The 12,641-nt window shown below is 65.1% G+C and carries 7 protein-coding genes and 3 pseudogenes; 4 read left to right on the top strand and 6 right to left on the bottom strand.

Annotated elements, in window-relative coordinates; all coding sequences use genetic code 11:
- Positions 1-59: 59 nt before the first annotated feature.
- Positions 60-1,258 (bottom strand): annotated as a pseudogene (locus ACFLEY_RS46485) (serine hydrolase domain-containing protein).
- A 347-nt stretch (positions 1,259-1,605) separates the two neighbouring features.
- On the opposite strand from ACFLEY_RS46485, the gene ACFLEY_RS46480 reads away from it, so the two are divergent.
- On the top strand, positions 1,606-1,926 hold the full coding sequence (locus ACFLEY_RS46480; RefSeq protein ID WP_011083628.1) for a hypothetical protein: 321 nt from the start codon (positions 1,606-1,608) through the stop codon (positions 1,924-1,926).
- A gap of 284 nt (positions 1,927-2,210) precedes the next feature.
- Positions 2,211-3,703, top strand: a pseudogene (locus ACFLEY_RS46475) (NAD-dependent succinate-semialdehyde dehydrogenase).
- A gap of 51 nt (positions 3,704-3,754) precedes the next feature.
- On the opposite strand, the gene ACFLEY_RS46470 reads toward ACFLEY_RS46475, so the two are convergent.
- The 5 genes from ACFLEY_RS46470 to ACFLEY_RS46450 all read right to left on the bottom strand — a co-directional run bounded on the left by ACFLEY_RS46470 (position 3,755) and on the right by ACFLEY_RS46450 (position 9,422).
- Positions 3,755-4,030, bottom strand: coding sequence for a hypothetical protein (locus ACFLEY_RS46470; RefSeq protein ID WP_011083630.1), 276 nt, complete (start codon positions 4,028-4,030; stop codon positions 3,755-3,757).
- A gap of 192 nt (positions 4,031-4,222) precedes the next feature.
- The gene (locus ACFLEY_RS46465; RefSeq protein WP_231166608.1) at positions 4,223-4,645 is read right to left on the bottom strand and encodes a hypothetical protein; all 423 of its coding nucleotides are present in this window, start codon (positions 4,643-4,645) and stop codon (positions 4,223-4,225) included.
- A 352-nt stretch (positions 4,646-4,997) separates the two neighbouring features.
- Entirely contained in the window at positions 4,998-7,214 is a 2,217-nt protein-coding gene (locus tag ACFLEY_RS46460) for an SLC26A/SulP transporter family protein (protein ID WP_060909528.1), read from the bottom strand.
- 282 nt (positions 7,215-7,496) lie between these two features.
- Positions 7,497-8,411, bottom strand: coding sequence for a phosphoribosylaminoimidazolesuccinocarboxamide synthase (locus ACFLEY_RS46455; RefSeq protein ID WP_211433363.1), 915 nt, complete (start codon positions 8,409-8,411; stop codon positions 7,497-7,499).
- 93 nt (positions 8,412-8,504) lie between these two features.
- Positions 8,505-9,422, bottom strand: a complete 918-nt coding sequence (locus tag ACFLEY_RS46450) for a pirin family protein (protein WP_028172539.1) — start codon at positions 9,420-9,422, stop codon at positions 8,505-8,507.
- Positions 9,423-9,713: 291 nt separating this feature from the next.
- Between ACFLEY_RS46450 and ACFLEY_RS46445 the strand changes: the two are divergent.
- Positions 9,714-10,774, top strand: a pseudogene (locus ACFLEY_RS46445) (helix-turn-helix domain-containing protein).
- Positions 10,775-11,089: 315 nt separating this feature from the next.
- Positions 11,090-12,517: a serine hydrolase gene (locus ACFLEY_RS46440; RefSeq protein WP_211433361.1), complete on the top strand. Its 1,428-nt coding sequence runs from the start codon at positions 11,090-11,092 to the stop codon at positions 12,515-12,517.
- Positions 12,518-12,641: the final 124 nt, after the last annotated feature.

Raw genomic sequence — 12,641 nt, 5'->3', positions numbered from 1 at the left:
CCGCCTTCGCGGGGGATGACAGTCGTCGTGTGGTGAGAGCCGTGCGCGAAGTCGCCCCCTCACGCCGCCTTTTGCCCGCTCCCCGCATCGAGCCCGGCATAGACGCCGCGCTCGAATCCCGCGAACGCCTCCAGGCACTTTCCGTCCGCAAACGGCAACACCTGCATCAGGATCACGCCGGTGACGTCGCGCGCCGGGTCGATCCAGTAATAGGTGTTGGCGAGGCCCGCCCAGGCGAGGCTGTTCGGGCTGCGGCCTTCCGGCGTCTTGGCGGTGTTGATGAGGAAGCTGAGGCCCCACTTCTTCACCTGGTCCGGATAGAGGTCGACGTCGTTGGTGTACATCGGCGCCACCGAGGTCATCTTGGTGACGTTGAGATCGCCGATGTGGTTCTGCCCCATCGTTGCGACCGTCTCGGCCTTCAGCACCTGGTTGCCGTTGCCGCGGCCCTTGTTCAGGATCATCTGCGTGAACCTGATGTAGTCGGCCGCGGTCGAATAGAGGCCGCCGCCGCCCATGCAAAATTCCGGCGCCTGCTCGAGCTCGAACGGGATCGCGCCGAGCTGGCCGTCCTCGCCGCGCGCATGCATGCCGACTAGCCGTTTGCGCATGTCGTCGGTGATCTTGAAGCCGGTGTCGCTCATGCCGAGCGGGGTAAACAGACTGTCACGCAAATACGCGTCCAGCCGCTTGCCGCTGACGGCTTCCACCGCCTTGCCGACGAAATCGATATTGGTGCCGTATTCCCAGCGCGTGCCGGGATCGGAGGCGATCGGCGTCTTCAGCGCGGCGTTCTGGCAGGTGATGATACCCGGCGTTCCGGTCTTCTCGAGATAGATGCCCATAACATATTGCCGTTCCACATGTCGTAGCAGAAGCCGGCGGTGTGGGTCATGAGCTGGCGCAGCGTGATCGGTCCTTTGGCCGGCCGCAGCTTCGGCTCGCCCTTGGCGTCAAAGCCTTCGAGCACTTGCGGCTTGGCGAGATCGGGCAGCACCTCACCGATCGGCGCGTCCAGCGACAGCTTGCCTTGCTCGACCAGCTGCATCGCGCCCGCTGTCGTCACCGCCTTCGTCATCGATGCGATCCAGAACACGCTGTCCGCTGTCATCGCGTCGGGCTTGGACAGATCGCGCTTGCCGAACGCGCCCTGATACAGCACGTCGTTACCGTTGGCGGCGATGGCCACGACGCCGGGAATCTCCTTGGCGTCGCTTGTCTTACGCAGAACCTCGTCGATCTGGGCTTGGCTTTGCATACGCGTTTCCTCCGGTTTGATTATTGTTGGAAGTGATCGATTGTCCTCCTGCATGCCCCGCGCGGCAAGCGCGTCGCGATGTCTCCGCCGGTCGCGATGTCGTGACTTGACGACCTGCGCCCCGCGCAGGACGAGAAGACGTCTGGACTGCAACACTCCGTCACAATCTGCGGTGGATGGCCGCAACGAACCGTGACCGTGGGCGGGCTCTGGCGATATGTTTCGCGTGTTTGAAGCACTTGAAACATTTTGTGCGTTGCGGCGTTTGGCAACGGGCCCAATCAGCCGCGGACGTTAGGACTTGATACAAATTTGGCGGCCGGCACCGGCCGCGAGGGGGACCTCTGATGATTTCAACCTGGAGCGAATGGAAGCGCTATCCCCGTCCCGGACGGGGCGACAATCTCGAGGCGCCGATCTCGCCCGGCATTTACGAGGTCCGCATCGCCGGCAGCGGCGCGCTCTATTCCTTCGGCGCGGTCGACAATCTGGCGCAGGCGCTGGCGCTGCTTCCGGTCGGCTCGAAATCGTGGTTTGGCCGCCGCGACACCACGGGCGTTCCCGATCTCGAATATCGCACCTGTGCGACCTCCTCGAAGTCCGACGCCAAAGCCGCCGCCGAGCGCATGATCGGCCGGCGCGAGACCTATATGAGCGGCGCGGCGTAACCGACGACAAGATATCGAGTGAACTGTTTCCGCAGTCACGATGCCGAACCTCTCCCATAGGGAGAGGTCGCGCCGCAGGCGCGGGTGAGGGGTTACGATCTCTTGTGGGACCTGACCCCCTCACCCGATTTGCCGCGCAAATCGACCTCTCCCCGCTGGGGAGAGGTGAAGGGTTCGTCGCTACGAGCTTAGCTCCCATCTGATGTGCGTTGCGGGGCGGTGCATTACGCGCCGTCTGTCCCTATATTCCGGGCCGATCCGATCGCGCTCCGAGGAGTAACGCCATGACCCCGACTGCCGCCGCACGCGCCCAGCACGCCACCGCCACCCTGCGCGACCGGTTGAAGGACCCGTCGCTGCTGAAGGAGGCCTGCTACATCGACGGCGCCTGGGTCGGCACGCCGGTCTTTGCCGTCAACAATCCCGCCACCGGCGTCGAGCTTGCGAAGGTTCCGCAGCTTGGTGCGGACGATACGACCAAGGCGGTCGAAGCCGCCGAGCGGGCCTTTCCCGCCTGGGCCAAGCACACCGCCAAGCAGCGCTCCAACATTTTGCGCAAATGGTTCGAGCTGATCATCGCCAATCGCGAGGACCTTGCGCTGATCCTCACCTCCGAGCAGGGCAAGCCGCTCTCCGAGGCATTGGGCGAGGTCGACATCGGCGCCGCCTATATCGAGTTCTTCGCCGAGGAAGCCCGCCGCGTCTATGGCGAAACCATTCCGACGCAACGTCCTGATGCGCGCCTGCTCGCGATCAAGCAGCCGATCGGCGTCTGCGGTGCGATCACGCCGTGGAATTTCCCGAACTCGATGATCACGCGAAAAGTCTCGCCGGCGCTGGCGGCCGGCTGCACCGTGGTGCTGAAGCCCGCCAACGAGACGCCGCTGTCGGCGCTGGCGCTGGCCGTGCTCGCCGAGAAGGCCGGCATCCCCAAGGGCGTACTCAACATCATCACCGGCGACGCGCCGCCGATCGGCAAGGTGCTGTGCGAGCATCCGGCGGTGCGCTTCGTCGGCTTCACCGGCTCGACCGCCGTCGGCAAGATTCTCTACCAGCAGGCCTCCGTCGGCGTGAAGCGGCTCGGCCTCGAGCTCGGCGGCAATGCGCCCTTCGTGGTGTTCGACGACGCCGATATCGATGCGGCGGTCGAAGGCGCAATCGTCTCGAAATACCGCAACATGGGCCAGACCTGCGTCTGCGCCAACCGCCTCTACGCGCAGGACAAGATCTACGACGAGTTCGTGCAGAAGCTGTCGAAGAAGGTCGCGGCGATGAAGATCGGCGACGCACCGAGAGCGGCGTCACGCAGGGCCCGCTGATCAACCTGAAGGCGGTCGACAAGGTCGAGCGCCACATTGCCGACGCCGTGAAGCGCGGCGCCAAGGTCGTCACCGGCGGCAAGCGCAGCGAGCTCGGACGCTCCTTCTTCGAGCCCACGGTGCTCGCCGACGTCAAGCCGGACTCGCTGGTGGCGCAGGAGGAAACCTTCGGCCCGCTCGCGCCGGTGATCCGCTTCAAGGACGAGGCCGACGTCATCGCGATGTGCAACGCCTCGCCGTTTGGGCTCGCCTCCTACTTCTATTCCCGCGATCTCGGCCGCGTCTGGCGCGTTGCCGAAGCGCTGGAGTCCGGCATGGTCGGCGTCAACACCGGCCTGATCACGACCGAAGTCGCGCCTTTCGGCGGCGTCAAGGAAAGCGGCTTGGGGCGCGAAGGCTCGCGCCACGGCATGGAAGAGTATGTCGAGATCAAATACGTGATGATGGCGGGGGTCTAACCGGCAATCGATGCTGCGCGCCGGCGATTTGAACTCGCCGGCGCGAATGCATCAGCGGCACACGTAGGCGCCGTTCACATATACGCGGACGCATGCTGTGCCGACCGCTGCCGCGCCTACCGCCGCTCCCCCTACGACCGCGCGCCGCGTGGTTCGACGTGCGACGCCGGCGACGCTCGCCGGGGTTGCCGGTCGTCCGACCCTGGCTTCAGCGGCTTGAACGACGAGCGTGATGCCGTCCTCGTGTGACCAATTGATCGAGCCGAAAATTCCACAGCCTAGAACGGCTGCAACAAGTAGCATTCGCTTGGTGCCGGCCAGCTTCATGGCAATCTCCCTCGGGTATCAAAGCCGAGCGATCAGCATTCTCTGGTCATTTGCTCCCGGCTTGATCTGGATCAATGGAGCACAGGAATTGCAAAGCGGCTTGCTCGCTGTTGCGAGGCGTGCGCCGTCTGGCAAAGGTGCAAGATGCGGGAGGCGGCTCGAAAGCCGCCTCCCGCTGATGCGACTGTGCCATTACTGACAGCGATACATGCGGCCGTCCTCCATCTTGGTCAGCGTACCGGGTGTGCAGACCATGCCGTTTCGCCTGCGCCAGTCCTCCGGCGAGTAGGCGTAAGACGCGTAAGGACCGCCGCCCGCATAATAGCCCGGACCGGCCCCCCATCCAGGTGACGTTGCGGCAATCGCGGCGGCTGTGCCAACCGCTGCGACACCTGCTCCGACACCGTAGGCGCCGGCACCGTATACGGCGCGCCGTGTCTGTCGACGCGCCACGCCGGCAACGCTCACGGGAGTCAGCGGGCGACCGACCCGCGCCTGTGCACTGTCGACCGACATCGAGACGCCGTGCTCCTCAGACCAGGCGAAGGAGAACAACGTTGCGCAGGCGAAGGTCGAGACTGCTATTGCAATTCTTGTCGCGCATGTACGTGTCATGATTTTTCCTCCATTGCTGTCTTCCAAATGCGCTTTCGCTGTCCGGGGGCCGTTGCGCGGTCCCTGGCGGTCTTCTCGCGCTGGTCTGGAGCGGCGTGCAACCGACGCCGTTTGCGCTCGGCGCAAGCGGCGGCCCTTGCGATAAGAGAAGCTTCATCGGAGGCACGCCGTATCGTACTCGGAGAGCAATGGCAGGCAGGATCATATTGCAGATCGGCGACGCCCGCTATTGTCCCAATGCACCGCAATGGGTCACGCCAACTGCCTCATTGCAATGCTTGGTGGCGCAATCTCATGAGACGGAAGTGCCGTAGCCCGGACTGCGCTTCGCTCCGTCCGGACTACGCGGTCGTTACCGCCGCAGCACCGCGATCGTCCTGTTCGCAAATGTCAGTCGCTCGGCCATGACCGACACGAAATAGGTCAGCAGCTTGCGGCTGAGCGCGGGGGCCTCGTCCCTGATCGCGTCGAACTGGTGCGTGTTCAGCACGTAGAGCACGCTGTCGACCTCGGCCTGGATCGTCGCGCTGCGCGGCGTCTGCGACACCAGGCCCATCTCGCCGATCGTAGTGTAGCGCCCGAGGCTTCGGACCCGCGTCATGCCATTCTGCTCCGCGGGGATCATGATCCCGACGCGGCCGTCGAGGATGAAGTGCATGGAATCGGCGGCATCGCCGGCCTGCACGATGATTTCGCCGGCCTCGACCTCGAGGCGCTGGCAGCGGCGGATCAGTTCGTCGGCATCGTCCTCGCTGTCGAGAATCCCTGCGAACCAGTCGCGCAAATTCGCCTCTTCCTGCGCCAGGCCCTGATGCTGCGCGATGAGCTCGTTCTCGCACCACTCCAGCGCATGATCGAGCTCGGGAATGACGGTGACGCCGTCGCCGAGGAAATCGCTGGAGCGCAGCACTTTCTCGGCCGCGGCTGGCAGGTACACCAGGATCAGCTCGACGCCGAGGTCGCCGGCGCTGCGCTTGATCTGGGCAAAACTGTAGGCGGCCGACGAATCGACGCCGGTGACGAGCTTGAAGTCGAACAGCAGATAGCGGCACTCCGGGCGTTCGTGCAGCAGTTTCTTGACGTGCTGATAGAGCCGGTTGGCGGACCCGAAGAACAGATAGCTCTGGAGATTCAGGCCCTGAATCTTGCCGCCATGAGCGAGCAGCACCTCCTGGTCGTCGCGCGAGCGATCGAGCGAGGAGCGATATTCGGCGCCGTCAAAACTGTATTTGATCGATTCGACCCGCGCCGCGCTGAATGCGAAGGTCGCGCAGCCGATGATCACGCCGATCAGGATGCCCGGCACGAAACCCCAGATGACGATGATCGCGATGATGGCGACCAGCGACAGATATTCGAGCTTCGAGAGCCGCTTGCGCGACTCGATGAGCCATTTGTGGAGCTGATCGGCGCCGAGATAGAGCAGCAGGCCGCCGAGCACGAATTTCGGCATGAAGCCGAGCAGCTCCGGTGCGATCGCGAGCATCAGCAGTGATATGGCCGCAACCGTGAAGCCGGACAGGCGTCCGCGGCCGCCGCTGCTGAAATTGAGGATCGAGCGGCTGACCGAGATGCAGCCGGCATAGCCGGCGAGCGCGCCGGACAGGATATTGGCGGCGCCGGTAGTGTTCAGCTCCCACTCAAGATTGGCCTCGCGGTGAGCGGCGACCTCGATGCCGGTGGTGTTGAACAGGGTGCTGGAGGCGCTAACGAAGATGACGGCGACGACGTTGCCGAGCAGGTCCGGCACGGCGAACCACGGATAGTGCGCGAGGTCGTCGATGTGCCAGGGCAACATGAAGGTCGCCGGCGGCGGCGGCTGGAACATCCAGCCCAAAGCGCGCGCCTCCTCCGGCGAAATCCCGGCGATCCAGAACGCCAGATGCGCGGCGAGCATGCCGCCGACCAGGATGATCGGCAACCCGAACGCGTTGCGCGAGCGGTGCCACGTCAGATAGAGCACCAGCGCCATCGCGCAGGCGGCGCCCAGCTCCGACATCGTGACGCCGTTGGTGAAGCGCGGCAGGGTGGCAAACTGCACGGGATGATCGGTGATCACCCGGATCGCGCCCATCACGATCAAGAGCCCGGTGGCGCCGAGGAAGCCGCCGATCACCGGATAAGGCACGTAGCGGATGGCGCGGCCCATCCGCGTCAGTCCCAGTCCGCACAGCACGATCCCGGTCAGCATGGTCGACAGGCCGAGCGTGATCAGGACGGGCGAGAGCAGCGGCGCCGACAGATTGGCCGCTTCAATGCGTTCGACCAGCGAGGCGGCCAAGATGCCCGTCACTGCGGCGGTCGAGCTGTCGGGGCCGGCGACCGCGAAGGGCAGGGAGCTTCCCAGCCCGATGACAGCCGCAAGGACCGCGGAGCTGATGAAAGTCGCGGCGATGCCGTAGGACAGATAAGGCGACAGCGGCCCGGTGAAGATCAGCAGCGCGTAGGATAGCCCGAAAGTGACGGCCAGGACGCTGGCGGCGCTCCCGCCCAATATATCATTCAGCGCACGCCTGAGGGCCGGGTTGAAACGGGCAGCCGGACTGAAAATAATTGCTGGATCGGTCACGCGGTTGCGCTCGCCCCTGAAATAGTCCCGTCCGAGACGTAGACGACTGCGGACTTAGCGCAACAGGATTCTTGTAACTATGAAATATCCGACAGTTTCGGCGATGGCATGTGAACGGCCAATCATGCGTGAAGAAATAGAGCCGGATGGACAATGCCGGAAAGACACACTGCCCCCTCCACGTCATTGCGAGCGTAGCGAAGCAATCCAGAATCCCTCCGCGGAAAGACTCTGGATTGCTTCGTTGCGCTCGCAACGACGAGTTTGTGGCAGCAACTGCGCCTAAATCTTCAGCTCTTTCCCCGTCACGCGCCGATACGCCTCCAGATACCGTTTGCTGGTCGCCTCCACCACGCTCGCCGGCAGCGGCGGCGGCGGGGCGTCGCCGTTCCAGCGGCCGGCGCGTCGCTCGACGTCGAGATAGTCGCGCAGCGGCTGCTTGTCGAAGCTCGCCTGTGGCTGGCCGGGCTTGTAGGCATCGACGGCCCAGAACCGCGACGAATCCGGCGTCATCACCTCGTCGATCAGGATGATGCGGCCGTCCTTGTCGCGGCCGAACTCGAACTTGGTGTCGGCGATGATGATGCCCTGCTCGCGCGCCAGCTCCTCGCCGAGCGTGTAGATCGCGCGCGTCATGCTCTCGAGCGTGTAGGCTGTCTCGTCGCCGACCACCTCGCGCATCCGCGCAATCGTGATGTTCTCGTCATGGCCGGTCTCGGCCTTGGTCGCCGGGCTGAAGATCGCTGGCTCCAGCTTCTCGCTCTCGACGAGGCCGGCCATCAGCTTCTCGCCCGCGAGCGTGCCGCTGGCTGCGTATTCCTTCCAGGCCGATCCCGAGAGATAGCCGCGGATCACGCATTCGATCGGAAACACCGTGGTGCGGCGGGAGAGCATGGCGCGGCCGAGGATCTCGGCGCGATGCGGCTTCAAGGCGGGCACGGCCGCGATGATCTCGTCGGTGTCGGCGCTGATCATGTGATGCGGCACCACGCCCTCAAGCTCGTTGAACCAGAACGCGCTGATCTGGGTCAGCACCGCGCCCTTCATCGGGATGGTCTCGCCCATGACGACGTCGAAGGCGCTGATGCGGTCGGTGGTAAGGAGCAGCAGGCGGTCGTCGTCGACGGCGTAGATGTCGCGCACCTTGCCGCGCCCGATCTTGGGGAGCGGCAGGTCGCTGGAGAGCATGGTGGTCATCGGCAAAGCTTTCGCAGACAGATCTTTCGAAGGCATGGCCTTCAGGCGGGAAATCCGGCCGCGCCTGACGGCACGGCCGGAAACCGGATTAGCCTATTCCGGCAACGGAATGAACTCATGTTCCTGAGGAACCGCCGCGAAGCGGCCGGTTTTCCAGTCCTGCTTGGCCTGCTCGATCCGCTCCTTGCTGGAGGAGACGAAATTCCACCAGATGTGGCGCGGGCCTTCCAGTGCATCGCCGCCGAGAAACATCATTCGCGTGGCCTTGAGTGCCTTCACGGTGATGCGGTCACCGGGCCGGAAGATCAGCAGCCGCGGCCCCTCATAGCGCTCGTTCGCGATCTCGACCTCGCCGTCGACCACGTAGATCGCGCGCTCCTCGTGATCGGGGTCAAGCGGCACGCTCGCGCCCGCGACCGCCGTGACCTCGGTGTAGAACCAGGGCGAGACCATGGACACCGGCGACGTGATGCCGAAGGCGGAGCCCGCGATCACCCGCGCGGTGAAATCCCGCTCGGAGATCATCGGCAGGTCGCCGGCGCCGTAATGCTGGAACGACGGTGCGATCTCTTCCGATCCGGCCGGCAGCGCGATCCAGCTTTGCAGGCCCAGCATCTGCTGGCCCGAGGCGCGCTGCGCATCCGGCGTGCGCTCGGAATGCGCGATGCCGCGGCCCGCCGTCATCAAATTCATCGCACCGGGCGCGATCTCCTGGACGTTGCCCTCGCTGTCGCGGTGCATGATCGAGCCGTCGAACAGATAGGTGACGGTGGCGAGCCCGATATGCGGATGCGGCCGCACGTCCATGCCCTTGCCGGAGACGAACTGCACCGGGCCGAAATGATCGAAAAAGATGAACGGCCCGACCATCTGCCGCCTGCCATGGGGCAGCGCGCGTCGCACGACGAAGCCGTCGCCGAGGTCGCGCGTGCGCGGCACGATCACAAGATCGAGCGCATCGCAGGACATGGGATCGCCGAGCACGGGATCGTTGGAGGGTTGCCAGCTCATGATGGACTCCTTTTAACTTTCTTGGGCGCGATCGTAGCAGGATTTGGCGTCGTCGTCGCGGCAAAGCCGGACAAGATGTCGTGGGGGCGGCGGTGCCACATTCTCAACTGTCATCGCCCGCGAAGGCGGGCGATCCAGTACGCCGCGGACCATCGATTTAATCATTGCCGTCTCGGAGTACTGGATCGCCCGGTCAAGCCGGGCGATGACGGTTGTGGTGCGGATGGTGCTTGAAAAAATCGGCCTGACGAACGATGGTCGGTCGATTACACCAGACGGCCGCCACAACTGATGACCCTTGCCACAACAGAGCTTGCATTTCGCGCCGCGTCCGTGGCGCTGCTGCTGGTGCTTGCGGCGTCCTTGGTCTCGGATTTCCGCAATGTGCTGGCGGCCCGGCTCGGTGCGGCCTTCGCGCTGGGCTCAGCGGCGCATGCGGCGAGCTATTCGGTAGATGTCACGTCGCGGATCCCGCTCCTGCATGCGCCGCTGATCGCGCTCTCGACCGGCACCATCGTGGTGTTCTGGCTGTTCACACGCTCCCTGTTCGACGACGAGTTTCGCCTCCGCTGGTGGCACGGATGGGTCTGGGCGCTGGTGACCGCCTTCAGCTTCGCAGGCTGCGTCTGGATTGCACCCAGCGGCCATGTGCGGTTCTCGGTGACGGTGGTGAATCTGATCGTGCTCGGTTTCATCGCGCTCGCGGTCGGGGAGATGATCGCCTCCTGGCCGGCCGACCTGGTCGAGCGCCGCCGCCACGTTCGTGTCTTCATCGTCTGCGTAACCGCACTCTATGGCGGGCTGAACGCGGTACTCCAGATCGTCGTCGCCGGCCACCACGTCGGCGATGTCGCCGAAACCATCAATGCCGGCGTGCTTGCCTGCACCGTCGCGGCGATCGTCTATGCCATGATGCGCGTTGACGGGGCGGATCTGTTTCCGGCTGCGGCGGAGCCCGCACCGCCGATTGTTTTCAGTCAGCCTGCGGCCGATGACGCCGCCGATCAAAAGCTCATCGATGCGCTGATGCGGCTGATGGCGGACGAGCGGATCTATCGCCAGGAGAACATCACCATCGGCGTCCTGGCGGGCCGGCTGAAGATTCCCGAATACCGGCTGCGCCGGCTGATCAACCAGCGGCTCGGCTACCGCAACTTCAATGTATTCCTGAACAACCACCGGATCGAGGAAGCCAAGGCCGCGCTCGCGATCCCGCCCAGGCCGAGGTCTCGGTCATCACCATCGCCATGGACGCCGGCTTCCAGTCGCTCGGCCCGTTCAACCGCGCCTTCAAGGCGGTCACCGGCGTGACGCCGACGGAGTACCGGCGGCTCAACACCAGCGCGGCGTGACGGGTCCTTCGCCTCTCCCCGCCTGCGGGGAGAGGCCGACGCGCGAAGCGCGGCGGGTGAGGGGGAGCCTCCGCGAGTCAAACTCTCACCGTCCCCGCGGAGGCTCCCCCTCACCCCAACCCTCTCCCCGCAAGCGGGGCGAGGGAGCGGACCACCGTCGTGACTGCATCCTCGCATTGCTTTGAAATATTTGAGTTATTTCGGAATCGGCCAGCCCCGCTCAGTTTCAGCCACGCTATTTTCCAAATCCGGCGAGCGCGTGTCGCCCGCATCCGGCCTGCTCTCCCGCACCTGCCCCGAAGCCGGAGAAAGCCCGTGACCCGCCGCCGCAAGATCATCCTCCTCACCACCGCCATCGCCGCTGCCGGCGTCGCGCTCGGCGCGGCGCGGGCGCATGACGTGCCCAGGATCGCCACCGGCTTCGTCGCCGACATTCTGTGCTCCGAGACGTTCGTCTCGGGCCTGGATATCAGGCGGACCTTCGCCGAAACCATGGACGCCATGCCGGGCACCAGTCTCATCACCTGGGCGATGGACTATCAGGTCGATCGCGCGCGCAAGGACGTCACGGTGACATTGTTCGGCATCGGCCGCAGCCATGCCGTCTATCGCGAGGGGCTCGGCTGCACGCTGGAGCACGGCGCGGCGATCGCCGACGTCGCGGTGCCCGCGGACGACAGGCAGCTGGCGCTGCTGCCCGAAATCGCCGGCCCCGCGATCGTGCCGCCGCAGAGTCCCGAGCTTGCCGCCGCGCTCGACCGTGCCTTCGCGGAGCCCGCGCGGCCGCCTTATCGCCGCACCCGCGCGGTCGTCGTGCTGAAGGCGGGCCGCATCATCGCCGAGCGCTATGCGGACGGAATCGGACCGGAGACTCCGCTGCTCGGCTTCTCCATGACAAAATCGGTGATCTCGGCGCTAACAGGCGTGCTGGTGCGCCAGGGCAGGCTGAAGCTCGATGGGCCTGCGCCGGTCGCGGCCTGGAAAGATCCTGACGATCCGCGCCACGCTATCACTGTCGATCAGCTGCTGCGCCACACTGCGGGCCTTGCGCTTGGCAGCTCATTGGAGGCCTCGCTCGGCTCCGCCTTCGAGCCCGTCAACCGGATGAAATTCGCCGAATCCGACATGGCCGCCTATGCGGAGAGCATCCCGCTCGAGACCGCGCCAGGCACCGCGTGGAACTATCACGACGGCAACACCATCATTCTCGCGCATCTGATCCGCGTTGCTGCCGGCGGTACCCCCGAAGACGCGCTGCGCTTCGCGCGCCGCGAATTGTTCGCCCCGCTCGGCATGCGCCATGTCACGCTCCAGCTCGACGGCGCCGGCACGGTCGAGGGCTCCAGCGAAATGCTGGCGACCGCGCGTGACTGGGCGCGGTTCGGCCAGCTCTATCTCAATGACGGCCTCGCCGGCGGCAAGCGCATCCTCCCCGAGGGATGGGTGAACTATTCGGCGACGGCGACGCCAAACGCGTGGGTCGGCATCGGCGCCGGCTTCTGGACCAACCACGGCGCCAGCTTTGGCGCGAACCTTCGCATCACACACGGCTGGCCGCGCGATGCCTTCTTCGCCAAGGGCACGATCGGGCAGTACACGATCGTCATTCCCTCGGAGCGACTCGTGATCGTGCGGCTCGGCCGCTCGCCGAACTGGCCGCCGGAGGCGGACGGCGTGTTCGATCTCGTGCGCGACGTGGTGGCCGCAACGCACGAGAAGGGGAAGCTGGCGGGGGTGAATTGATTTAACCTCTCCCCGCTTGCGGGGAGAGGTCGGATTGCGCAGCAATCCGGGTGAGGGGGACAGGTCTCGCGGCCATCTCATTCGCGGAGAGATGCCCCTCACCCAACCCTCTCCCCGTAAGAAC

It is taken from the genome of Bradyrhizobium sp. YCK136, from assembly GCF_044570075.1.
GTDB classification, from domain to species: Bacteria; Pseudomonadota; Alphaproteobacteria; order Rhizobiales; family Xanthobacteraceae; genus Bradyrhizobium; species Bradyrhizobium diazoefficiens.
The sequence above is the reverse complement of the archived record's forward strand: the minus strand, read 5'-3'. Positions and strand labels throughout refer to the sequence as shown.